The following is a 22,943-nucleotide window of genomic DNA, read 5'->3' as shown; positions in this document are numbered from 1 at the left end:
ACGCCCTACACCTGCCACATGTTATCGAGAAAGGCGCATTCAAGTCAGAGTAGCAAGACCTTCGCATATTGCGACAACGTCGATATAGGTTTTACCTTTGTCTAATATAGCCACTTCCTATCCATCAGACATATTCTGCCAACAGGACAGATAAGGTCCGGCGCTAGCTCATCGGAGCGAATAATGACGGCGAAGTACTGGCGCTTAAACTCTATCTCCAAGAAATCAAAAGAGAATTGAAAACCCGGAAGGGCCCGGTGTCGCCAACGGAATTGTCAAAACTTGCACCTGCGGGGGCCCGGTGAGAAATGCCCCGACGGCTCTGCGGCATCAACATGCAGTCACAAGAGGTCGAGCAGGCAGGGCCTTTGCTTGATTTTTCCTTGACGCGCACATCCATAGGCTTAGCCTATCGATTTGGAGAGCCTGTCTCAGGCTAGGAGGAATTTACTGATGGTCAATATGGACAAGGGTCATGCGCTGCTGAATTTTCGGCAGCTATCCTATTTTCTGGCGCTTGCCGAACATGGGTCGATCTCGGCAGCTGCAAGTGCAATGAACATGGCGCAGCCTTCACTTTCGGAAAACATTGCCAAGCTTGAAAAGATGCTGGATGTGCAGCTGATAATCCGTGGTACCCGCGGCATTCAGATGACGGAAGCAGGGATGGCGCTCACCCGTCGTGGAGCGGATATCCTGAAAAGTCTCGATGATCTGGTTGAAGATATCAGAAGCCTGAGCGGCGAACCACGCGGCCCGGTTTCTGTGGGACTGCCACCATCACTGAGCACACTCCTCAGCGTTCCTTTACTGGAGACCATTCACACAGAGTATCCAGACATCCGCCTTCACATTGCTGAAGCTATGTCCGGAGACATTATCGATTGGATCAGCACAGACCGCGTTGATATCGGTTGTGTCTATGAAGCCTATGATAGTGTGCCTTACTCGTTCGAACCTTTGCTATCGGAAGAACTCTTCCTCGTCACAGCAACTGATAATTGGCCCGGCGAGATTGGTCCAGACGGCATAGCGCTCAATCCTATCAGCGCCGCACGGCTTCAGGAAATGCCGTTGGTGCTAACCAGCCCTGCCCACGGTGCGCGCAAACTGCAGGAAAAGTTCGCACGCTCAATCGGCATACAACTCAATGTGGTTGCGGCGATTGATTCATTGCCCCATCTCGTGGAGATGGTCAGTCGCGCCAGCGCCTATACGATCCTATCACACGGTGCGGTCAGCAAGCAGGTTGCCGAAGGTACGCTTGCTCTCGTGCCCATTGAGGAGCCGACCATTCGACGCAACGCCTATATGGTGCGCAAGCGTTCGCGTCCAGTTAGCCGCGCTTGCGCGGTGGTTGAATCGCGCATTTTCCTGATCATTCAGGAGATGGTCCAGCGCTACGGTATTCGCGCCGTATTGCAGGGCGAAGCCGCCAAAGCCCTGCCTTCCACCGAACAGATTACGAAGATGGCCGGTTGAACACACTTCAGCGGATGGCAGATGCCATCCGCCGGTATTCCAGCTTGTAAGTCGCGCAAAAATTGAATGTCATAGCCAATAATCGCGAAAGGCCCATCGCATTCTAACGGTGCGCGCCCATCATAACAGCAACGATAGTACACGGCTCATGCGTGCGGTTGCTCCAGGTGTGTCGCGTGCCCCTCTGGACGAAAGAGTCACCTGCCTTCAAGCAAACTCCTCCCGCTTCAAGCACCGCGTAAATCTCACCAGAAATGACCGTGATAATATCGACGGTATCGGTCTCATGCATGCCGGGAATTTCGCTCGCCTCGACATGAGCATTCGCACCGCCCGATGCAGCGAGCGCATCCTTGTAGCGACCGGCAAAATCCCATGAAGCGTCCGGTGGAAACGTCGTGACAAGGTATACGAAGCCGCCAACCGGCGGTGCAATCGACACTTCACCCACGGAGCTGTCTTCGACAAGAACGTGCGGCGGAAGCTGGTCTACCTGCCAGATCTGATTGATGGTGAAAGCGTCTGTCGCAACCCTGGATGCGGTCATTGCATCGCTAAGCACGATCGACTTTCCCGCTCTATCATGACCTGACACGACCCGTCGCGCATAGATGGCGTTACTCATACCTTTTCCCCTCTCAAGCGCCGCTGTGCCTCCCAACAGATCAGGAACTAAAGCTGGTTGAACTTGCCAGTTCGTACCACATTTGCAGTTCCCCTTCGACTTGGGCCATCTCATTGCGTAGATGGGCGACAGCCTCCACGCCAAGAGGCAGGCGCAGTGGCGGTTCAGTGGCATCCACCAATTTGCAGAGCGCCGGACCAAATTTGGCCGGGTCGTTCGGTTGCTTCCCATGTTTGCTGGTCTGATAGGTGCGCACATATTCGGCAGCTGCAGCGTAATCTTCATTGTCGCTGATCAACGCATCCAGAGAACCACCAGCAAAATCGCTGCGGAACGGCCCAGGCTCGATAATCGTCACCTTTATTCCCAACGGTCCGACCTCATGGGCCAGAGATTCAGACAAGCCTTCAACCGCATATTTCGTTGCGCTGTAGAAGCCAAACCCGGCAACGGCCCCGAAACCTGCGACAGAGGACAGATTGATGATATGGCCGCTGCGCTGCCGCCGCATGATCGGCAAGACGGCGCGAGTAATCTCTGCAAGACCGAAGAAATTCACGTCGAAAAGAGCGCGATATTTCTCTGGGGGAGTTTCTTCGATCAGACTAATGAGGCCATAGCCCGCATTATTGACCAGCACATCAATCCGGCCGAACGCCGCTTCCGCTTGCGCAACGACCTCTGGTACGCGCGCGACATCCGCCGCATTCAAATGAAACGACCTGAAACGCTCCGGAAAGGTCTCGCTGAGTGGGTGGCGACCATCTGAAGCCAGCACCGTGACGACGACGTTATCTCCTCGCTTTAACGCCGTCTCGGCTGCAGAATATCCCAGCCCCTTGTCAGCACCGGTGATCAACCATGTCTTGCTCATGTTCAGCTTATCCTCATCACTTCACATCTGATAACTGTAACTTATGCCGAATGCGCTTGGCGGAGCCCCGTTAGCGCCTCCGGATACATCCTCGAATGCCGGTGCACATAAGACTTTTTTGCGCTCAATCATGCGTGCGTCAATTTGAGAATTTCTATCGGTGGAATTGGCCTATGCGGGACATAGGAGGATTTCGAAATGGCTTTTCTCTCTGCACCACTGAACGCGCAAAGCTGTCGCCCTGGTCATCCCAGAAAACGGGTCGATGCGAGCCTGCTCTCCCGGAAGAACTTAGCCTGCTCAAGATCGATTCCGATCCGGACGCTCTGACCGACTTCAGGTGATCCAAGTCCTTTACCTTCAACCAGCATGCTGTGTCCGCCGATATCAACCGTTACCTCGCTGATATCGCAATAGCTGATACTGTCGAGAACTGTTCCGTCAATCCAGGCACGGTTTCCTGCATTCTCCTCGCGACCGTTTGCCATGACGAGGTCGACAGGACGCATACGTAGACGATACTCGCCCGCTGGCAAAAAGTTTGCGGGCAGCTGCGCCTTGTCCTTGCCGACAAACATAAGTCCGTGTTCGTCAACCCGCACTGACAGAGCATTTCGCAATCCGAGAAACTCTGCGACATATTCATTGGCCGGGCGGCTATAAATCTCCATCGGTGCGCCAATCTGCTCCATCTGTCCGGCGCGCATCACAACAACCCGTGTTCCAAGACTGATGGCTTCATTCTGGTCGTGGGTTACATAAATGCCGGTAAACCCGAGCTTCTTATGCAATTGATGGAGCTGGCTGCGGAGATCGACGCGCAAGAGCGCGTCCAGATTTGAAAGGGGTTCATCCATCAGCATCACCTGTGGGCGCGATGCAAGGGCGCGCGCCAGCGCAACGCGCTGCTGTTGTCCGCCGGAAAGCTGCGAAGGATAGCGTTCGGCCAAATGACCACATTGCACAACGTCCAGCGCTTCCTGAACACGGCCTCTGCCAATCTCGGCTGCCTGTTTGCGGCATTTCAGTGGAAAAGCGACATTCTGCGCCACAGTCATATGCGGCCAGAGCGCATAGTTCTGGAACACCATACCCACGCCGCGTTTATCTGGTGGCAGTACCAGCCCGCGCTCTGTATCGACAACGATTTTACTGCCAAGTTCAATTCGGCCGCTGTCAGGTTGTTCCAACCCAACGATACAGCGTAGCAGAGTGGTCTTGCCACAGCCCGAAGGTCCCAGCAAAACCAGCATTTCCCCCTGTGCCACGCTGATCCCAAGATTGTCGAGAATACGTACAGCGCTTTTGCCAGAGCCGTAACTCTTTGACAGGTTGCCCACTTCCACGGCATTGCTGTGTGTTAGGGTTTCAGTACTGGTCATCATATTCATCGGGAAACTCCTGCCATTACATCTTGGCGAAGGCTTTGGTGCCGCCAACCCACAGCGCGACGAAAACGCCAACCATGGTGATGAAGGTCATTACCAGAGCGAAAGCGGCTACCTGCGGATAGAGACCGCCAGCATTGAAAAGATCGAACAAGACCACCGACATCACATTGGTATCGGTAGAGCGCAGCATCAACGCCACGCCAAATTCGTGGATCAACAACACGAAGATGACAGCGCCGGCCGCAGTCACGCCGCTTCGCGCCAGCGGCAAAATGATTTGGAAAAAGGTTCTGAACGCGCCTGCGCCATTTGCGCGTGCCGCTTCAACCTGAACCGAGCCAAGTGCGATCAGCGATGAAAGCTGATAGCGGACCGCAAAGGGCAGCTTGATCGTGACGAAGGCGAGTATCATCCCAAGAGCCGACCCATAGAGACCGAAAGGAAGTGCCGAATAGGCAAACAGGAAGCCAAAGCCCATCAAAGCACTCGGAACAGCAAGCGGCAGATTGGCGACTACATCAAGCGCCATGGACAGCGGACGCCATAGCAGATTGCGGTAGAAAATCGCCATCGCCACCAGCATACCCAGCGGCAGCAGGATCACGATGGTGGTCAGCGCGAGGCGCAGTGTCGTCACCACGGAATCCAACATGATCGGACTTGCCAGCACTGCCTGAATGTTGGCAATCGTCAAATTCGAAATGGACAACGACCCAGACCAGAACGGTGACAGCGCAACGAACAGCAACGCCAACAGTGGCAAGATCGCCGATAACAGGGCAAAAATTGAAATGACCGACACCGCAACGACACGGGTGGTGAGTGTCACGGGCAGCATTGCAAGCGAGGCATTTCCGCGCCCGATAAATCGGTCACGATTACCGATAATGCGATGTTGCATCCATAGGATCGCAGCTGCGACGATCAACAATGGCAGAGCATAGGATGCGCCCATGGCATAGTTGACGGGGAATTCCGTCGTTACGAGATACATCTGCGTGGTGATCACGTCGATGCCCTGTCGACGGCCCAGCATCAGCGGACCGGTAAACTGCCCCATCGACAACAGCAGCACAATCATGCCTGCATAGACCAGAACCGGACGTAGCATGGGCAACGTAATCGTGAACAATGTCCGCACCGGACTTGCGCCATTGGCTCTTGCAGCCTGGATATAGTCAGTGCCCATATCCTGCAGACCAGTGTAGACGAACAGGAAGACGTATGACGCCAGCGAAAAGCCGGTGTAAAAAATGATCCCCCAGATCGTGTAGATATTCAACGGACCGCTGTAGCTCTCGGAGAAGAACGGCAACAGACGCAGAACAGAATTGATGTATCCATTCTCGGGCGAGAAGAGGAAAACAAAGCCGATCACATGTGCAACGCTTGGGATCAAAAGCGGCAGCACCGGCAGGAACGATGTGTAGCGTCGGATCGACGGCGGCAGCGCCCAAACAGAGAGCGCAACAGCCGTACCGCAGACCATAGCCACGACGAGCGCGCCAAAGGCAAGCACAACGGTGTTCCATAGAATCTTCGGTGTATTGGCCTCTGCCATAACTGTTCTAAGACCAGCGGCCCCATCTTCCAGCGCCAGCCTCAACAGGGCGCCGATTGGCATAAAAACCAGAATTGCAACTGCAATCAGCAGCAAAAGCCAAGGCTTTTGGCGCCAGAGCATATGCAGAAAGGCATTGAAACGCGAATTCTTGTCCGCATTCCCGACAATGGTGAAATTCGTCATGATTTCCCCTGTTACAAGCTTGAAGTCGGGGCAGAATGCCGATAGCACGCCGCCCCCGCTTTCAGATCAAGGGGCAGTCGTTAATTCCGCCAGGCCTTGTCGAATTTCGCCTGCCATTCCTGCCGCACGGATGGGGGATATTTGGTGGGGTCAAGAACATCGAAGTCGGCAAGCTGCAAGGTGCCTTCAAGACCCGGTATGGGGCTCGCGCCAAGATGATTGCCGTTCAATGCCTTCTGGCCTTCGGGTGAGGCGGCGAAATCCACGAACACGAGTGCCGCGTTTGGACGCTTGGAGCTGCCCAATACCGCACCAGCTTGCGGATTTGCAAAGCTTGGTTTGGGGACCGAAAAATCGATCGGCGCACCCTGAGCCACCAGTTGGATGATGGTTGCAACATTGCCAGTATTGGCGGCCCAAACCTCACCTGAAGCGACAGCCTGTGTCAGCGGCACGGTGGACGGGTAGAAGCGTGGCTGTTGTTTGCCGAAAGCCTCGAAATAGTCCTGTCCGAGCCGGTCATGCACGAATTCCAGAAAACCTGCCAGCGTAGAGGTCATCCCCTCGCGGGTACCGACGTGACCTTTGAGTTCCGGGGCAAGAAGGTCGTTCCATTCTTTGAGACCATCTTTCACGCGGGCTGTGTTCCACACAAGAAAGCCAAGCGGCGAAAAGGAAAGATTCACAGACTTGCCATCAACCGTCCAACCCGCTTTGGGAAAGGCTTCCACATTGGGGCCTTTCAGATCCAGCAAGTTTTCCTTGTTGGTTGCAAACCAGCCCGTATCGGCGAAAGCGAACACATCCGCGCCATCAGAACCGGCCTGTTGTTCAGCCGCGATACGACCAGCCAACTCACCGGCGCCGCGCACGACCACAACCTTGATTTCCGGATATGTCTTTTGAAACGCCGTTATCAGCGCATCGTTCTGAGCTGGCGGCATGACAGAATAATAGTTGACCCGGCCCTCCTCTTTGGCCTTAGCAACGATCCCGTTCCAGTCGCCCGCAACTTCAGCCGAAGCCGCACCCGTCAGCGCGAAAGCGGCAAGGGCAACAAGGGATGCTTTGATGGCATGGGTAAAATGATTGGAGCTACGGCGCATGAGATCCTCCTTCTCTGAGCCTTAATTCAACCCATTATGCATAATGGATCGGCCCGCGCTTCACCGCCAAATCCTAGAGCAGATCAAGGTTCTGCCAATGCACCCGCCTATAAAAGCCCTCCGGTCCTGCCACCATCGAGCTGCAAAATCTGGCCCGTGAGATACCCCGCCTGTTGCGATGCAAGGAAAGCGACGCAGGCTCCAAGCTCCTCCGGCGTTCCCGCCCGACCCAACGGCGTTGCCTGTATCCTCGCTTCGAGATCGTGGAATTGTGAAAATGTCGGCGTGACGATTGTTGCCGGTGCAACCGCGTTCACCGTAATCCCTTCGGAGGCAAGCTCCAGCGCCAGATGTTTCAACGCCGCTTGTATACCAGCGCGGAAGATCGTCGATATCGCGTGACGCGGCATAGGATTTTTGACGCTCGCGGACGTGATGCCGATCACTCGCCCCCAGCCTTTACCGCAAAGCAACCGTGGCAGCACGCGTAGAACATTCAGACCTGCATCCAGTTGGTCACGATGCGCCTCCCGCCAGCGCTGATCGTCGGTTTCATCCAGAAAGTCCCGCATGGGACTGGGTGGACGCGGCGTGTTCAAAACCAGAATGTCGAGGCCGCCTCTTTCCGTGAGGTGTTCTGCCAGCTGATTCAGGTCATCCAGCCGAGTAACATCACCTGCAACGCAGTCCGATTGAACATTCAACCGGCCAAGTTGCCTTGCTGCCTCTTCCAGAGCCTCATTATTCCGCGCAAAGAGGGTGACATCAACGCCCTCCTCTGCCAGTGCCGTTGCTGCTGCAAAACCCAAGCCCGAACTGCCGCCAATAATGACGGCGCGTTTGCCTCGTATTCCGAGATTCATCGCGTCCTCCCTTTTTCGGAAGCAGGATCAGCCATCGCGATTCAATGGAGAACACATGAACGACGGATATCTCATATAGGAGCTTCCTATCTGCATTTTCTTTGTTATCTGTGCTCTGTAGAGTTCGAACACGACGTTATTTTCAGGAATGCTGCCTCCAATGACCACGAATACAATCCTGAACATTGATCTAGCACCATTTTCGATCGCCGCCGGCATGGAAGTCACTTTCTGCAATGGGCGCGAAGTCGAAGTGGTAATGCCCGAAAACCCACTATTGTTAAACAGGCGCGGCGTGGTTCATGGCGGAGCCATCGCAACATTGATTGACACGACGCTCGGGCTTGCGGCAGGTCTCGAAGATGGTGAAGGAAGTGCGCTTAGCGCCACGCTGAACTTGAACATCAACTATGTCAGCGCGGGCAAAGGCACGCTTTACTGCCGTTCGGCCACTCAGCGCCGTGGCCGCAGCATCATGCATCTCGAAGCCCGTGTCGTTGATACCGAAGGCACTCTTGTCGCTTTCGGTATGGGCACTTTCAAGACCGTTGCCAGGCGCTGATTGCGTCAGTCCTCGTCGTCGATGAAGTTTACCAGCTCTGAATGAGGCGGGGACGATGCGAGCTACGCCAGCTTGCACGATCACCCGGTCACTACGCCAACACCGCGCAATGCGGCTATGTCCGTGGCAGTGAAACCATAATCGACCAGCACCGCATCACTATGTTCGCCCAGCACTGGCGGACGGGCCATATCCACAGTGCCATGCGAAAGGCGCGCTGGCGGTGACGCAATAGGAACCGGTTGAGAGTTCGGAAACTCCACCTCGCGCATGAAGGTATTGCGCAGATCCAGTGTTCCAGCAACCACTTCGACAGGTGCCAAGACCGGGCCGCATCCAATATTCGCCTTGCCAAGTATGTCGATACAATCATCGCGCAGACGGGCTTCGCACCATGCTTGCATAATTGCGCTCAGTTCAGCGCCGTTTTCACCACGTAACTGGTCGGTGGCGAAACGTGGCTCTCCGATCAGATCTTCACGACCGACAACTTTGCACCAGCGCTGGAAAACCTTCTGACCGATGACCTGCATGATGAACCAGCCATCCTTGGCCCGAAAGACATCGGATGGACCCGACATAGGACTGCGGTTTCCGGTGGGTTCGCGATGGGTGAATCCGCTCGCCTCTTCCATCAAAATCTGGTTGGTCAGGTTGAGCGAGGTCCCGACAAGCGAGGCCTGCACATGTGCTCCCTTGCCGGTGCGCATCTTGCCGATGATCGCCGCAAGCGTTCCATAAGCCAGTGACAACGAGGTCGCGAAATCGATTGGCGCTGTCGCTGCGCGATAGGGCTTTCCGGGCTCCCCGGTGAGATAGATCGCACCGCTTACCGCCTGCCCGACACCGTCAAAGCCTATCCGTTCGGCCATCGGTCCCTCGGTGCCATAGGCTGACGCCGATGCCAGGATAATGTCCGGCTTGATTGCCTGCAGGGTTTCGTAATCAAGACCGAAATGCTTGAGCCCATTGGGAGAATAATTGGCGACGACAACATCCGCCTTTTCGATCATACGACGCATCACCTCGCGTCCCGCTGGCGAATTCATATCCAGCGCCAGAGAACGCTTGCCTCCGTTGCACTGCATATATTGCGCGCCTTCGCCATGGGCCGTGACCGGCATGAGAAACCGGTCGTCCTCACCTTTGGGGCGCTCTATTCGAACAACATCCGCACCTAGATCGGCCAGAAGATGAGCGCTGTAGGGACCAGCGATCCAGCGTCCAAAATCGAGAACGCGAATTCCCTCCAATATTGCAGTCATATGTGTTCTCCAAAGGCAATTTTGTAAGAGTTTATGGTTCGCTTGGGTAACGATCCACTGGCGCGGCTGAGCCAAAGTCAGGAACTATGCGCGCTATAGGTAGGGCCCTTTACCGCCTACCCACCTCCATGACGCGAGCGGCTATACGGACAACTCCATGAGTTGCCCGCTCAGCCATGTTCTGAAATTTATTGCAGTTCCTGTGCTGAGATACTCAGCGAAACATTAGCGTCCGGGAACGAGAAGCGATGCAATCTCGCTCGCCTTGCGATCAAAGCGCATTTCATCCACCAGCGCCCACAGGCGCGCTGCCTGCTCGCGCCCCATCACGCCATCAGTCAGATCGCTCAACTTTTCCAGATGTTCAGCGGCAGTATAGGGCTTCATAGGCGAGCCTTTGGACTGCTCGCGGAAAATCGTCTCGGTGGTTCCGTCTTTTAAGTGTACGGTCACATCAGCGACGAAGTGGCGGTATTTCTCATCAAGCTCGGGCGAAATTTCGATCTTGATACGGTTGATCAGATCATAGACGGGCGAACCATCTTTCAGATCGATCTTTCCTTCAAGCACAGCATGATGAGCAGAAAACCCGTTGCCGATACCAAGTGCCGACATCGCCATTTGCGCAGGCAACGAATATTGCACCTCTTCGATATTACGAGGCTGATAGATATTTGCGTTTCGAGTGCCAACGATATTGTTGACCATCGTCTGAACGCGCGCTTCCACCCGTTCGATATCCTGCGCCCGTCCCTGCAATTCCTGCATGGCCTCGATATAGGAGAAGGTGCAGGCACAGCAGCAGTAATGCTTGAAAGACAAACCCGGCATGAAATTCGCAACGCCGGGCAGAAAATCGGCAATCGCCTCATCGCCAACCGTTTTGTGACAGAACATGCGATAAAGACCACGATCACCAGTCAGGAATCGTCGTGGGCCGGTGACACCTGCAGCGGCAAGGCCAGCGGCCTCAATGCCGTTGCGAACGGCAATGCCAGCGTGAACGCGCTTGATGGACCCTCCAGTCGACGCATATTCCGTTGGACCACTGGCATGGCTCAGTGCAATGGCAAGCGCGTGAAAGGTCTGTTCGACGTCGAGTTTCATCAACTTGGCTGCAAGTGCGGCGGTGCCGAAATTGGCGAAAATTGCATGGGGCTGCCAGCCAACATTGAGAACTGCGGGCGATCCCCATTTGCCTATACGGACATAGGTTTCATAGCCAACTACCAGGGCAGTCAGCACCTCTTCAAGCGAAGCGCCCAGCTCTTCGCCAAGAGCAAAGGCTGCTGGAACAACCGCACAACCAGGATGAGCGTTCCCGAAGAAATCATCATACTCAAAACCATGGCCATAAGTGGCGTTCATGTAAGCCGCGTCAACTGCCGAAGCAGGTTCCGCACGATTGACAATCGTTGCCCGGCCTGGGTGCGGTGCGCGAAATGCCAGTGTCTTTTGCGACCATGGCAGCACTGAAGCGCCGATCTGAATCGCAAACTGGTCTTTGATCAGGGCCTTTGCGGCCTCAAGCGTCCGTGCATCAATATCCGCATGGGTAAAGTTGACGACAAAGGCCGCGACGGCCTCTTCCAGTGTTTGAGAATGATCGGTCATATTACTCCCCACAAACGTGATGCCGTCCGGCGCACGTCTCCTCCGCAACCGAACGGACTTCTAATTCGATGTCGGGAATAAATGTCTGATTTTTGCAGGTCAATGACTATAGCCTCACAATAGGCTTAGCCGATAGGCCACATCGCTTTTTGAACGGCGACCAGTACCTGATCGCTTTCGCTTACTGCCCCCCCGACATCTCGGTTTTTCCGATGATAGAAGAAGGTTTCACCTGTTTGGCGCTGATCTTTCGTTCCGTTAGCTTTTTGAAGAGTTGAACGAGAAAGCCATGACCAAGCCAGCACCATTGCAGTTTCCGATATTTGTCCCCGCCAATCGCCCTGAACGTTTCGCAAAAGCGGCTGCATCGGGTACGGATTCCATTATCCTCGATCTGGAAGATGCAGTCGCGGCGGATTGCAAGACCGCAGCGCGAGCAGCAGCCAATGTCAGTTTCACTGATTTGCCAGTGGTTTTGCGCATCAATGCCAGCGATACGGAATTCCATGACGACGACTTGCGTCTCGCAGCATCCTTACCCTTCGCAGCCGTGATGCTGCCAAAGTCCGAAAAAGCCGATGATATCAGCCGCGTTGCGGACATGACGGGCCATCCGGTGATTGCTCTTGTCGAGAGCGCGAAGGGCATAGCCGCAGCGCGCGATTTGGCGAGGTCGGACGCAGTCATGCAACTCGCTTTTGGTTCCATCGATTTCTGCGCTGATCTTGGCTGCGAGCATGAACGTGAGATTCTGCTGCCTATCCGTCAGGAACTGGTGATCGCATCCCGTCTCGCCCAGATTGCTGCCCCGCTCGACGGTGTGACAGCGGATGTGAAAAGCCCGGAAATTACACGCGCCGATGCGCGGCATGCGCGGGCTTTGGGCATGGGCGGTAAACTTCTGATCCACCCTGCGCAAGTCGCTCCCGTTCACGAGGCATGGCGGCCAACTGCTGCCGAAACTGAATGGGCGACCAAAGTGCTCGCATCCGGCGATGGCGCCGTCAAAGTCGACGGAGCGATGGTCGACGAACCCGTCCGTATTCGCGCCCGCGCAATTCTTGCTCACAACATATGCCTCTGATCCGGAATTCCGGCTCGGATATCTCGACTCATCGGCAAACTTCGCTGCCGGAAACGGAAATACCATGTATGATCTTTTGAGCGATTTGACCGTCGTTGAAGGCGCTTCATTTATCGCGGCCCCATCCTGTGCGTTGCATCTCCAGCAATTTGGCGCGAAAGTAATCCGCTTCGACAATATTGGCGGCGGGCCGGATTATCGGCGTTGGCCGCTCAACGATGCGGGCGACAGCCTCTACTGGGAAGGGCTGAACAAGGGAAAGCTCTCCGTTGCCCTCGACCTTTCCCGCCCCGAGGGCCGTGAACTTGCAGCAGCCATCATCACAGCGCCCGGGCCCGGCCGCGGCCTTTTCGTCACCAACTATCCCCGAGACGGCTTTCTCGCCCATGCAAAACTGCGTGAGCGCCGCTCCGATCTGGTGACACTTCGCGTGCAAGGTTGGCCTGATGGTCGCAACGGCGTCGATTACACGATCAATGCTGCGGTCGGCGTTCCGATGATGACCGGCGATGACAGCCAGAATGGCGCGCAGCCTGTCAATGCCGTGCTTCCGGCGTGGGATCTACTGACCGGCGCCTATGCTGCCTTTAGCCTGATGGCCGCCGAAAGACAGCGGCGCGTCGACGGACGCGATATCGAGATCAATCTTGCACTGAGCGATGTCGCGATTGGCGCGCTTGGGCATCTCGGACAGATATCCGAAACTCTGATGGCAGGAGACCGCCCGCGTATCGGCAACGCCTTGTTCGGCGCATTCGGTCGAGATTTTGCCACACGAGACGGACGTCGCGTCATGATCGTCGCTATCACAGCCCGACAATGGAAATCTCTGGTACAGGCCTTCGACATAGCCAAGGAAATCGGCGATCTGGAAGCAGTTCTCGGTGTTTCATTTACGCGTGATGAAGGCCAGCGCTACCGCTATCGTGAAGCACTCTTCGCACTGTTGGAAAAGGCGACCGCGAAGCTTGATTTCGTCGATCTGACAGCTCGGCTGGAAGCGAGCGGCGTTTGCTGGGAACCCTATCAATCGCTCGCGGAGGCAATAGCAAACGATCCGAGACTTGTGCGTGACAACGAAATTTTCTCGACAGTCGCGCAGCTTGCGGCAGGTTCTGTGCCTGTACCGGGCGCTTTTGCCCGCATCTCGAAGCGTGAACGGGGACAGGTTCAACCCGCAAGACGGCTGGGTCAGGACAGCGAGGCAGTTCTTGCCGATCATCTGGGTTTACCTTCGGGCGAAATCAGCAAACTTGTTGATCAGGGCGTGATAGGTGTCTGACGCGCCACAGGACGATGGTTCGCGAATACGAGCCATCTATAGCTATGGCAATTGAGGGGTAAAGGGCCTCCCTATATATATTGCTTTTGCCTTTACCCGGGAATGGCGACATCCTCCGGGTAAGAGGAGAAAGTCATGTCCACACAGGAAAAGCCACCGGCGTTGAACCTGCGCCAACTCTATTATTTTCTGACCCTTGCCGATCATGGATCCATTTCTGCTGCGGCTGACTCACTCGGCATGGCGCAACCCTCGCTTTCGGAAAATATTGCAAAACTCGAACGCAGTCTTGGCGTCAAGCTTGCGATACGCGGCGCGCGTGGCGTGGAACTGACCGAAGCCGGTGTCGCACTGACAGCACGCGGCAAGCAGATTCTACAAATGTCGGAAAGCATGGTCGAAGGCGTGCAAAGCATTGGCACCTCGACAACTGGTCAGGTGACTGTGGCGTTGCCCCCTTCCGTAGGGCTCGTGCTGTCGGTGCCGCTGGCAGAAACGGTTCAAACTGAAATGCCGTCGATCAGGATGCATTTGACCGAAGCGATGTCACGGATCATTCTGGAAAAAATCGACCGGGAAGATGTCCATATCGGTTGTGTCTATGAAACGCCGGATCCGTCTCAATTCGTGACCCAACCACTTTATACTGAAGAGTTGTTTCTATGCACGGCCCCCGACAATTGGCCGGGAGAAATCGGTTCGAATGGCGTGGCTCTTCAGCCCGTGCCAGTCGACGTACTTGAAAAGCTGCCCCTCGTGATGCCCAACAATTCGCATGGCGGACGCACCGTGGCGGAAAAATATGCGCGCTCGTTCAACACCTCGCTGAACGTGGTGATGGAGATCGATCCTTTGCCTTCGCTCATTGAAATGGCCTGTCGTGCCAGCGCCTATACAATTCTCTCCGAGGCCGCTGTCATGCATCATGTCAACGCCGGAACGCTAGCGCTCGTCCCGATTGAAGGCGTCAAGATGGAGCGCACGGCTTATCTTGTGCGCAAGCGTTCTCGCCCCATGTCACGCGCGGCGTTCTGGGTTCAAAACATGATTATCAGCATCACCGAAGAGATGATCCAGCGCTACAAGCTTTCTGCGAGATTACACCCCGCGCGTGAAAACAGTGAGACAGCCTGAAGGTCGCCTCAAGGCTTTCCGGCTGTATTCCCCCCGTCGACGGGCAGCACGACGCCGCTGATGAAGGCTGCATCGTGAGACCCCAGAAATGCCACTGCCGAAGCAACATCTTCGGGCCGCCCCACACGGCCTAGTGGATAGTTTTTCAACACCTCCGCGATCCGCTGCGGATCGTCGAAATAGGATTCTGTCATGGGCGTACGGATCACCGCAGGTGCAACTGCGTTGACGCGAATACCCTTCGGCCCAAGATCATAGGCGAGCTGTTTGGTAAGGCCCACCACACCGTGCTTTGACGCCACATAAGCTGCACGGTTGCGGCTGGCGACAAGCCCGGCAGTGGAGGCAATATTAACAATCGCTCCGGATGTACCCGCCGCAACAATCTGACGTCCGAAGGCCTGCGCCATCATGAATGATCCCGTCAGATTGATATCCAGCACGCGGTTCCACTCCGAGATCGGCAAATCGAGTGGAGCAATGATTTCGCGAATACCTGCTGAATTCACCAGCAGGCCAATGCTGCCGAAACGCGCCTTCACATTGGCAAATGCGGCCTCCACGGCCTGACCATCCGTCACGTCCAGACCAAGGGCAAAGGAATCTCTTATATCCACACCTTTGGCTGCGATTTCGCGCAGCACACCTTCGCTTTTCGCGGGATAAAGATCAGCAACCACAACGCTCGCGCCCTCGACTATCAAGCGCTCAACCGTTGACTTTCCAATACCGCTCGCGCCTCCGGTTACCAGAGCGATGACACCACTATATCGTCCCACTTTATCCCCTCCATCAGAAACATTTTCAGGATAGAGCGGTGCGTCGAACCCGCCAACAGGAACAGCCAGCGGTTCCGGCTATCGCTGCTATTGCCTCATCCGCTGTATGCCCTCGGGATAGCGAGACTATCATGAGAACACACGGTGATAGTTTGAGTACACATCGTCGCGATGTCGATGCGGGTTACATTCAGGCGGCTGCCCATAGCCTAAACCTTATGGGCATCTAGGACCGGACTTTACCAGCTTTCACAAGGGTTTACGCGTCGCAATTTCCGGCCGACAAAAAGCACAAGCAAAAGCAGATTGGCCTTGGGAGGGCCGTATCCATGAAACCTATGCGCTCTGTTCTCTTTGTTCCCGCCCATCGCGAAGGCTGGGCAGTCAAGGCCATGCAGAAGGGTGCAGACGGGGTCATCATCGATCTTGAAGATTCCGTACCGACCCATCTCAAAGCACAAGCCCGCGACGTCGCTGCTGCTACCATCCGCGAGCTTGCGCAGTCCTACCCGGATCGCGGGGTCTATGTACGCCTGAACAGCCTCGACACCGGTATAGCTGGAGACGATCTGGAGAAGGTCGCTATCGCAGGATGTCACGGCTTTGCACTGCCAAAAACTTTCGGCTCACGCGATATCATCGCATTTGATGCGCTCACCACACATTTCGAGCGCAAGAACGGGGTTGCCGAAGGCACGTTCGAGTTCGTGCTCAATCTCGAAACTGCGCAGGCCTATGCCGATTGCGAGAACATGATCAATGCCTCGCCCCGCTGCGCGACACTGTTTGCTGGCACCGCGCGAGATGCGGATGTTTCGCGTTCCATCGGTTTCGAGTTCAGTCCTGACGGGCAGGAAACGCTCTATTTGCGCTCGCGTGCTGTACTGGCCAATCGTGCGGCAGGCAAAAATCATCCCCTGGTGGGCGTCTGGCAAGACCTGAACAATCTGGAAGGCGCATGGAACTTCGCACGCCAGAACCGGGCTCTTGGTTATCGTGGCATGGTTCTCATCCATCCGTCGCATATCGAAGTTGCCAACGAGGTTTTCACTCCTTCGGAACAGGATGTCATCTTCTATCGCGGCATGATCGAAGCCTTCAACGAAGCAGAAGCCAAAGGTCTCGCCGCCCTTCTCTATGAAGGCCAGCACATTGACTATGCGCATATCAAAACTGCGCGCGAGGTTGTCGGCCTTTACGAAATGCTGACCGCGAGCCGAAACGTTGCCTGATCCCTTCGAGATTCCATCAACTTCGCTCCACCCGAACAGAGGTGGAGAGCGCAGGAGAACAAACTGATGAAGGGCATATCCGAGTTCGGCAGCGCCAAAGGCGCAGCCTGGATCCCTCCCGCAGAATATGTCGCCCGCAGTCGCCTGGCGAAGGCCATGAAGGGCTGGGAACATGATACGCTGAGTGACCTGCAGCGCGCAGCCATCGACAATCCTGACTGGTTTTGGGCGGCGGCGGCAGACAATCTCGGCATCAATTTTACCCGGCCATGGGAAACGATACGCGACGATAGCGCCGGCAAGGAGTTTCCACGCTGGTTTGTCCGCGGAGAATTGAATGCGTCATGGCACTGTGTCGACCGCCATGCAGAAAACCCCGATTTGGCTGATAAGTCCGCCATTGTCTATGAAGGCGATCAGGGTCAGACTCGCACCTATACCTATCGCCAATTGCGCGATGAGGTGGTGCGCGTGGCGCGTGGTCTTGCCGATCACGGTGTCGTCAAAGGCGACCGCATCGGCATATTTGCACCCGTTTCGCCTGAAGCAATTGCGACCATTCTAGCCGTTGGTCGACTGGGCGCAATCGCCGTTCCGGCATTTTCCGGCTACGGCCCTGAGCCACTGGCGGCGCGACTTAATGCTTGTGAAGCAAAGATACTCGTCACGGTGGATGCGACCTCGCGGCGCGGCAAAGTCGTGCCGATGAAAGATATCGCCGATCAGGCGCGCGCACTTGCGCCGTCGGTCGAGAAACTGGTGATGATCCGTCACTCCGGCGTTGATGCGCCTTTCGATACCGCTAACGATATAGAGTGGGCGGAACTTGGCACCGCCGATAATCGCCCGGTTCCACCCGTTGCGATGGAAGCCAATGATCCACTGCTGATCATCTTCACCTCCGGCACAACCGGAGCGCCGAAGGGGATCGTGCATTCGCATCTCGGCTATCTTCTAAAGCCGGCTATCGATTTCGGCTATGCCTTTGACATTCAGTCGGACGATACCGTTGCCTGGATTGCCGATCTCGGCTGGATGCTCGGCCCGTTGATGACCTACGGTATTTTGCAATTCGGTGCCACGGCGGTGTTCATCGAAGGTCTGCCGGATTATCCAATCGAAAATCGCCTCTGGGATATTGTCGAACGCCATAAGGCAACGCTTCTCGGACTTGCACCGACGGCAGCGCGCGGCCTGAAGAACGGTGCTCCCACGGAAAATATCTCAAGTCTGCGCGCCTTTATCTCGACGGGTGAAGCATGGGACACTCCAACCTGGCAATGGCTGTTCGAGACGGTCGGCGAAAAGCGTCTTCCAATCCTGAACTATACCGGCGGCACCGAAACGGGCGGCGGCCTCCTGAGCTGCTACACCATCGCGCCACAGAGCCCCGGCAGTTTCTCCGGCCCACTTCTGGGGCAGGATATCGACGTGCTGACGCCTGATGGCGCCCGTGCCGAAGGAATCGGTGAGCTGTGTGTCCACAATAGCTGGCCAGGCATGACCCACGGCTTCTGGAACAACAATGAGCGTTACAAAAACACCTATTGGACACAATTGCCGGGCACCTGGCTGCATGGCGATCTTTGCTCGGTGGACGCGCAAGGCTTCTGGCACATCCACGGTCGCTCGGACGATACGATCAAAGTTTCCGGCCGACGCATCGGCCCTGCTGAAATTGAATCTGCCCTCGTCACCCATCCGCAGATCACCGAAGCTGCGGTCATTGGCGTTCCGGATCAGGATCGTGGCCAACGCATCGTCGCCTTTGTTACTTTGACCAAAGATGCTGCGGCCCTTGATGAGGCGGACGCATCCGCCTGTGTGATCAAGGCGGTTGGCAAGGCAATGGCCCCTTCAGCGCTCATCGCAGTGCCGGGCCTGCCAAAAACCAAAAACGGAAAAATCATGCGGCGCGCAATCCGCGCCCGTTATCTCGGCGAGCCGGCGGGCGACATGTCCGCGCTGGATGCCGCGACCCCTCTCGATCTCATCCCGGTCATGGCCTGACCGAAAACGGAGTAATGCGCATGGCATTGGACACATCAGAGCTAGACCTGATACGCGAGTCGATCCGCAAGATCGCCGATCAGTTCGGTAACGATTATTGGAGCAAAAAGGACAAGAACAAGGAATATCCCTGGGACTTCAAGCAAGCGCTCGCCGATGGCGGCTGGCTCGGCATTTTCATGCCCGAGCAATATGGCGGCATGGGCCTTGGCATGCAGGAAGTTGGCATCGTCCTGAACGAATTGGGTCAACGTTGCGGCTTCAACGGCAATTCGGTTCTGCAGTACTATGTCTTCCCTCCGGGCCCAATCATTCATCACGGTTCGGAAGAAATCAAACAGGAATTCTTGCCGAAACTGGCAAGCGGCGAAGAGATGATGTGCTTCGGCGTGTCGGAACCGGACAATGGTGTCGACACGTCGCGTCTTTCGACCTTCGCAAAAAAGGCAGGCAACGGGCGCTATCTCGTCAATGGCCGCAAGGTGTGGATTTCGAATGCGAAAAACGCCGACCGCATCCTGTTGTTGACGCGCACTGCGCCACGCAATCCTGAACGTCCCTATGATGGGATGACCCTGTTTCTGACCCGACTGAAGGGCAAAAAGGGCGTCGAGATCAATCGTATCGACAAGATCATGCGCAATGCCGTTGACAGCAATGAAATGGTCTTTGACGATTTCGAAGTTTTCGAGGGCGAAATCATCGGCGAAGAAGGCAAGGGCTTCCGGTGCCTGCTCGATGGCTTGAATCCGGAGCGTATTGCTGTGGCCTTCACCGCCATCGGCCTTGGCCGAGGTGCTCTGAACCTCACGGTACAATACGCAAAGGATCGCGTCGTGTTCGATCGCCAGATCGGCAAGAACCAGGCTGTTGCCCATCCGCTGGCCGATGCGTGGATCCGTCTGGAGGCTGCCGAACTGATGGCGCAGAAAGCTGCCCGCCTATTCGACGAAGGCTTGCCCTGCGGCCCCGAGGCCAACGCCTCCAAGTTTCTGGGTTCGGAAGCAGGCTTCAATGCTGCTGACTGCGCCATGCAGTTTCACGGCGGCTACAGCATGGCCACCGAATATCACGTCGAGCGTTACTGGAAGGAATCCCGCCATCTGAAGATCGCTCCGATCAGCCAGCAGATGGTTCTGAACTTCATCTCCGACAAGGTTCTCGGCCTGCCGAAATCTTACTAACCTCATCAATTGTGGGGGCCACACAAGGCCCCCATACGACCATCCAACCTCATCCAAGGTATGTTATGCGCGACGCCTATATCTGTGAGCCGCTCCGCACGCCCGTCGGGCGTTATGGCGGCACGTTGAAAGACATCCCCACCGCCGATTTGGCTGCGGCCGTTGTGAAAGCGCTTGTCGCTCGCTCAGGGATTACCTCAGGCGATGTTGACGATGTCATCTTCGGCCAATGTTATCCCAATGGTGAGGCTCCGGCGATTGGCAGAGTTGCGGCGCTGGATGCTGGGCTTGATATTTCGGTTCCCGGATTACAGCTCGACCGCCGTTGCGGATCAGGCCTGCAAGCCGTGATCGACGCCGCCATGCGTGTACAGACAGGGATCGCCGATCTGGTGATTGCAGGCGGCGCGGAAAGCATGAGTCAGGCGGAACACTACGTTCTGGGCGGGCGATTTGGCCTCAAGGGCGACAGCCAGCCATTCTGGGACCGTATCGCGCGCGGGCGCATCACGGCTGGCGGGAAATATTACCCCGTGCCGGGCGGCATGCTCGAAACGGCCGAAAATTTGCGGCGCGAATATTCGATACCACGCGAAGAGCAGGACGAATTCGCCGCAAACTCTCACGCCAAGGCGATCAAGGCGATCGAGTCCGACATCTTTGCCGAAGAGATCGTTCCAGTCGAAATCAAGACGCGCAAGGGCGCCGTTCTATTTGAACAAGACGAACATCCACGCGCCGATACGACCATCGCCTCGCTCTCAGCATTGAAAGCCGTGATGTTGAAGTATGACGCTGACGCGACGGTCACGGCTGGCAATGCATCAGGGCAAAACGATGCAGCGGCCGCATGCATCGTGACGACATTGGAAAAAGCAAAGGCGATCGGTCTGCGCCCGCTCGCAAAACTCGTGACCTGGGCAGCAGCTGGTGTCGAACCCTCCCGCATGGGCATTGGTCCAGTCCCTTCCTCGGAAAAGGCACTGGCGCGTGCTGGTCTCGCCATGACGGACATGGACCTTATCGAATTGAACGAAGCTTTTGCCGCACAGGTGCTCGCCTGCACGCGTGAGTGGAAGCTGACCAAGGCCGATTTCGAACGGCTCAACGTGAATGGTTCCGGCATTTCGCTTGGCCATCCGGTAGGCGCAACCGGTGTGCGTATTCTTGCGACCATGCTGCGCGAACTGGAACGTCGCGATGGCCGTTACGCGCTCGAGACGATGTGCATCGGCGGCGGTCAGGGTCTGACGGCCATTTTCGAGCGAACCAAAATATAAGAATTCCGGAGGACAGACAGTGATCAAGCACTATCAAGCTAAATATAGCCACGCGATGAAGTTCGAAGAAAACGTGCCTGGCGTTCTCGAAATCATCTTCGATGGCCCCAATCTGAATGCTGTGGACGAAAAGCTTCACACCGATATTCCTGAAATCTGGCGTGACATCGACCGCGATCCGAAAGTTCGCGTAGCACTGGTGCGCGGTGCGGGCAAAGCCTTTTCAGCGGGCGGTGATTTTGCGCTTATCGAAGCGCAGAACCGAGATTATGCAACACGAATCAAGGTTCTGCGTGAAAGCCGCGACCTGTTCTATAACATGATCAACTGCAGCAAGCCGATCATTTCGGCCATTCACGGCGCAGCAGTTGGTGCAGGTCTGGTCATCGCATTAATGGCCGACATTTCGATCGCCGCCAAGAATGCGAAAATCGTTGATGGCCACACACGGCTAGGGATCGCAGCTGGCGATCATGCGGCAATGGTCTGGCCATTGCTGTGCGGAATGGCAAAAGCCAAGTATCTGCTTTTCACGTGTGACAAGATCACCGGCCAGCAGGCCGATGATTATGGCCTTGTTTCGATGTCGGTTGACGAAGACAAGCTTTTGGAAACAGCACGCGATGTCGCCCGAAAGCTCAGCTTCGGCGCGCAGGAATCGATCGCCTTCACGAAGCACTCGATGAATATGTGGTACCGCCAGAACGCAGGAATCTTCGAAGCGTCGCTCGGCTACGAATTCATCGGTGTCTCGGGCCCCGATGTTATGGAAGGCGTCGCCTCCCATCGGGAGAAGCGAGCACCTGTCTTCGTGCGGGAAGCTTAATCCTCAAATTCAGCGTAAGGCCCGCATTGTCTGCGGGCCAGCCTTTTTTAATGCCGGAGGGAGGCCGCTATGACAGATCTGGAACTACGGCTGATCCGCTTGGAAGCGGAAGCAACAATTCGTAACGAACTGGCGCGTTACGCACGTTCAGTGGACCGCAAGGACTGGAAAACTGTCCGCGACTGCTATCATGAAGACGCAACCGATCAGCATGGCACCTATAGTGGAGGCCGAGATGGCTTCATTGAATGGGTGGATGCGCGCCATGCAGCGACCAGACGTTCCGTGCATTTTTTGGGCAACATTATGATCGACTGGATCAATACGGAGAATGCTTTTGTCGAGACCTATTTTGTGGCCATGAAGCGTCAGGACGACCCCGAGCCCGACATAACAAGCCGCGATGATCTGATCGTCGGTCGCTACCTCGATCATTTTCAAAAGCGCGAAAACAACTGGCGGGTCGCCAACCGAATGGTTGTTTACGATCTGACCCAGAAGCTGATTGCCGATGGCAGCGAGCCGCCAATGAATGGCAGTCGCGGACGGCGGGACAGCAATGACCCGGCCATCGCCTTTCGTGCGAAAATCGCGACGCAATAG

General features: G+C 55.9%; 21 protein-coding genes. 11 read left to right on the top strand and 10 right to left on the bottom strand.

What is annotated here, in order from left to right:
- Positions 1-453: 453 nt before the first annotated feature.
- Positions 454-1,482, top strand: a complete 1,029-nt coding sequence (locus FGI60_RS06585; protein WP_138784463.1) for a LysR family transcriptional regulator — start codon at positions 454-456, stop codon at positions 1,480-1,482.
- A gap of 103 nt (positions 1,483-1,585) precedes the next feature.
- Here the strand turns inward: FGI60_RS06585 and FGI60_RS06580 are convergent, their stop codons facing one another.
- From FGI60_RS06580 to FGI60_RS06555, 6 genes are all read right to left on the bottom strand, one after another.
- Positions 1,586-2,107, bottom strand: a complete 522-nt coding sequence (locus FGI60_RS06580) for a cupin domain-containing protein (RefSeq protein WP_138784462.1) — start codon at positions 2,105-2,107, stop codon at positions 1,586-1,588.
- Between the two features lie 40 nt (positions 2,108-2,147).
- Positions 2,148-2,981: an oxidoreductase gene (locus FGI60_RS06575; RefSeq protein WP_138784461.1), complete on the bottom strand. Its 834-nt coding sequence runs from the start codon at positions 2,979-2,981 to the stop codon at positions 2,148-2,150.
- A 245-nt stretch (positions 2,982-3,226) separates the two neighbouring features.
- The gene (locus FGI60_RS06570) at positions 3,227-4,372 is read right to left on the bottom strand and encodes an ABC transporter ATP-binding protein (protein WP_138784460.1); all 1,146 of its coding nucleotides are present in this window, start codon (positions 4,370-4,372) and stop codon (positions 3,227-3,229) included.
- Positions 4,373-4,388: 16 nt separating this feature from the next.
- Complete coding sequence (locus tag FGI60_RS06565) at positions 4,389-6,119, bottom strand: ABC transporter permease (protein WP_138784459.1); 1,731 nt, start codon at positions 6,117-6,119, stop codon at positions 4,389-4,391.
- Between the two features lie 80 nt (positions 6,120-6,199).
- The gene (locus tag FGI60_RS06560; RefSeq protein ID WP_138784458.1) at positions 6,200-7,225 is read right to left on the bottom strand and encodes an ABC transporter substrate-binding protein; all 1,026 of its coding nucleotides are present in this window, start codon (positions 7,223-7,225) and stop codon (positions 6,200-6,202) included.
- 107 nt (positions 7,226-7,332) lie between these two features.
- The gene (locus tag FGI60_RS06555) at positions 7,333-8,088 is read right to left on the bottom strand and encodes an SDR family NAD(P)-dependent oxidoreductase (RefSeq protein WP_138784457.1); all 756 of its coding nucleotides are present in this window, start codon (positions 8,086-8,088) and stop codon (positions 7,333-7,335) included.
- Between the two features lie 160 nt (positions 8,089-8,248).
- Between FGI60_RS06555 and FGI60_RS06550 the strand changes: the two genes are divergently transcribed.
- Positions 8,249-8,650, top strand: coding sequence for a PaaI family thioesterase (locus FGI60_RS06550; protein WP_171058716.1), 402 nt, complete (start codon positions 8,249-8,251; stop codon positions 8,648-8,650).
- An 80-nt stretch (positions 8,651-8,730) separates the two neighbouring features.
- Here FGI60_RS06550 and FGI60_RS06545 read toward each other — a convergent pair whose 3' ends face one another.
- The 3 genes from FGI60_RS06545 to FGI60_RS06535 all read right to left on the bottom strand — a co-directional run bounded on the left by FGI60_RS06545 (position 8,731) and on the right by FGI60_RS06535 (position 11,837).
- Complete coding sequence (locus FGI60_RS06545) at positions 8,731-9,915, bottom strand: CaiB/BaiF CoA transferase family protein (RefSeq protein WP_138784455.1); 1,185 nt, start codon at positions 9,913-9,915, stop codon at positions 8,731-8,733.
- A gap of 225 nt (positions 9,916-10,140) precedes the next feature.
- A complete protein-coding gene (locus FGI60_RS06540) occupies positions 10,141-11,529 on the bottom strand; it encodes an MmgE/PrpD family protein (protein ID WP_138784454.1) in 1,389 nt (462 codons plus the stop codon).
- A 125-nt stretch (positions 11,530-11,654) separates the two neighbouring features.
- Entirely contained in the window at positions 11,655-11,837 is a 183-nt protein-coding gene (locus tag FGI60_RS06535) for a hypothetical protein (protein WP_138784453.1), read from the bottom strand.
- Here FGI60_RS06535 and FGI60_RS06530 point away from each other — a divergent pair.
- From FGI60_RS06530 to FGI60_RS06520, 3 genes are all read left to right on the top strand, one after another.
- Entirely contained in the window at positions 11,819-12,613 is a 795-nt protein-coding gene (locus FGI60_RS06530) for an HpcH/HpaI aldolase/citrate lyase family protein (protein WP_138784452.1), read from the top strand. The genes FGI60_RS06535 and FGI60_RS06530 overlap by 19 nt on opposite strands.
- Before the next feature lie 64 nt (positions 12,614-12,677).
- Positions 12,678-13,895: a CoA transferase gene (locus tag FGI60_RS06525; protein ID WP_138784451.1), complete on the top strand. Its 1,218-nt coding sequence runs from the start codon at positions 12,678-12,680 to the stop codon at positions 13,893-13,895.
- A 135-nt stretch (positions 13,896-14,030) separates the two neighbouring features.
- Complete coding sequence (locus FGI60_RS06520; RefSeq protein WP_138784450.1) at positions 14,031-15,029, top strand: LysR family transcriptional regulator; 999 nt, start codon at positions 14,031-14,033, stop codon at positions 15,027-15,029.
- Between the two features lie 8 nt (positions 15,030-15,037).
- On the opposite strand, the gene FGI60_RS06515 is transcribed toward FGI60_RS06520, so the two are convergent.
- Complete coding sequence (locus FGI60_RS06515; RefSeq protein WP_171058715.1) at positions 15,038-15,808, bottom strand: SDR family NAD(P)-dependent oxidoreductase; 771 nt, start codon at positions 15,806-15,808, stop codon at positions 15,038-15,040.
- 329 nt (positions 15,809-16,137) lie between these two features.
- Between FGI60_RS06515 and FGI60_RS06510 the strand changes: the two genes are divergently transcribed.
- The 6 genes from FGI60_RS06510 (at position 16,138) to FGI60_RS06485 (ending at position 22,943) form a co-directional block, all read left to right on the top strand.
- Complete coding sequence (locus tag FGI60_RS06510; protein ID WP_138784448.1) at positions 16,138-17,040, top strand: HpcH/HpaI aldolase/citrate lyase family protein; 903 nt, start codon at positions 16,138-16,140, stop codon at positions 17,038-17,040.
- A gap of 66 nt (positions 17,041-17,106) precedes the next feature.
- Complete coding sequence (locus FGI60_RS06505) at positions 17,107-19,050, top strand: AMP-binding protein (RefSeq protein WP_138784447.1); 1,944 nt, start codon at positions 17,107-17,109, stop codon at positions 19,048-19,050.
- A gap of 20 nt (positions 19,051-19,070) precedes the next feature.
- Complete coding sequence (locus FGI60_RS06500) at positions 19,071-20,234, top strand: acyl-CoA dehydrogenase family protein (RefSeq protein WP_171058714.1); 1,164 nt, start codon at positions 19,071-19,073, stop codon at positions 20,232-20,234.
- Between the two features lie 65 nt (positions 20,235-20,299).
- Complete coding sequence (locus FGI60_RS06495; protein ID WP_138784445.1) at positions 20,300-21,514, top strand: acetyl-CoA C-acetyltransferase; 1,215 nt, start codon at positions 20,300-20,302, stop codon at positions 21,512-21,514.
- A gap of 19 nt (positions 21,515-21,533) precedes the next feature.
- Positions 21,534-22,340 (top strand): enoyl-CoA hydratase/isomerase family protein, encoded by an 807-nt coding sequence (locus tag FGI60_RS06490; RefSeq protein WP_235889751.1) that lies wholly within the window; start codon positions 21,534-21,536, stop codon positions 22,338-22,340.
- Positions 22,341-22,409: 69 nt separating this feature from the next.
- Complete coding sequence (locus FGI60_RS06485; RefSeq protein ID WP_138784444.1) at positions 22,410-22,943, top strand: nuclear transport factor 2 family protein; 534 nt, start codon at positions 22,410-22,412, stop codon at positions 22,941-22,943.

It is taken from the genome of Brucella haematophila (assembly GCF_005938105.1).
Taxonomy (GTDB): domain Bacteria; phylum Pseudomonadota; class Alphaproteobacteria; order Rhizobiales; family Rhizobiaceae; genus Brucella; species Brucella haematophila.
This window is presented reverse-complemented; position numbering and strand designations above follow the sequence as displayed.

What these genes read in the sequence shown, in the direction of transcription:
- FGI60_RS06585 (WP_138784463.1), top strand. Translation starts at nt 454, where the DNA reads ATGGTCAATATGGACAAGGGTCATGCGCTGCTGAATTTTCGGCAGCTA.
- FGI60_RS06580 (WP_138784462.1), bottom strand. Translation starts at nt 2,107, where the DNA reads ATGAGTAACGCCATCTATGCGCGACGGGTCGTGTCAGGTCATGATAGA.
- FGI60_RS06575 (WP_138784461.1), bottom strand. Translation starts at nt 2,981, where the DNA reads ATGAGCAAGACATGGTTGATCACCGGTGCTGACAAGGGGCTGGGATAT.
- FGI60_RS06570 (WP_138784460.1), bottom strand. Translation starts at nt 4,372, where the DNA reads ATGAATATGATGACCAGTACTGAAACCCTAACACACAGCAATGCCGTG.
- FGI60_RS06565 (WP_138784459.1), bottom strand. Translation starts at nt 6,119, where the DNA reads ATGACGAATTTCACCATTGTCGGGAATGCGGACAAGAATTCGCGTTTC.
- FGI60_RS06560 (WP_138784458.1), bottom strand. Translation starts at nt 7,225, where the DNA reads ATGCGCCGTAGCTCCAATCATTTTACCCATGCCATCAAAGCATCCCTT.
- FGI60_RS06555 (WP_138784457.1), bottom strand. Translation starts at nt 8,088, where the DNA reads ATGAATCTCGGAATACGAGGCAAACGCGCCGTCATTATTGGCGGCAGT.
- FGI60_RS06550 (WP_171058716.1), top strand. Translation starts at nt 8,249, where the DNA reads ATGACCACGAATACAATCCTGAACATTGATCTAGCACCATTTTCGATC.
- FGI60_RS06545 (WP_138784455.1), bottom strand. Translation starts at nt 9,915, where the DNA reads ATGACTGCAATATTGGAGGGAATTCGCGTTCTCGATTTTGGACGCTGG.
- FGI60_RS06540 (WP_138784454.1), bottom strand. Translation starts at nt 11,529, where the DNA reads ATGACCGATCATTCTCAAACACTGGAAGAGGCCGTCGCGGCCTTTGTC.
- FGI60_RS06530 (WP_138784452.1), top strand. Translation starts at nt 11,819, where the DNA reads ATGACCAAGCCAGCACCATTGCAGTTTCCGATATTTGTCCCCGCCAAT.
- FGI60_RS06535 (WP_138784453.1), bottom strand. Translation starts at nt 11,837, where the DNA reads ATGGTGCTGGCTTGGTCATGGCTTTCTCGTTCAACTCTTCAAAAAGCT.
- FGI60_RS06525 (WP_138784451.1), top strand. Translation starts at nt 12,678, where the DNA reads ATGTATGATCTTTTGAGCGATTTGACCGTCGTTGAAGGCGCTTCATTT.
- FGI60_RS06520 (WP_138784450.1), top strand. Translation starts at nt 14,031, where the DNA reads ATGTCCACACAGGAAAAGCCACCGGCGTTGAACCTGCGCCAACTCTAT.
- FGI60_RS06510 (WP_138784448.1), top strand. Translation starts at nt 16,138, where the DNA reads ATGAAACCTATGCGCTCTGTTCTCTTTGTTCCCGCCCATCGCGAAGGC.
- FGI60_RS06505 (WP_138784447.1), top strand. Translation starts at nt 17,107, where the DNA reads ATGAAGGGCATATCCGAGTTCGGCAGCGCCAAAGGCGCAGCCTGGATC.
- FGI60_RS06500 (WP_171058714.1), top strand. Translation starts at nt 19,071, where the DNA reads ATGGCATTGGACACATCAGAGCTAGACCTGATACGCGAGTCGATCCGC.
- FGI60_RS06495 (WP_138784445.1), top strand. Translation starts at nt 20,300, where the DNA reads ATGCGCGACGCCTATATCTGTGAGCCGCTCCGCACGCCCGTCGGGCGT.
- FGI60_RS06485 (WP_138784444.1), top strand. Translation starts at nt 22,410, where the DNA reads ATGACAGATCTGGAACTACGGCTGATCCGCTTGGAAGCGGAAGCAACA.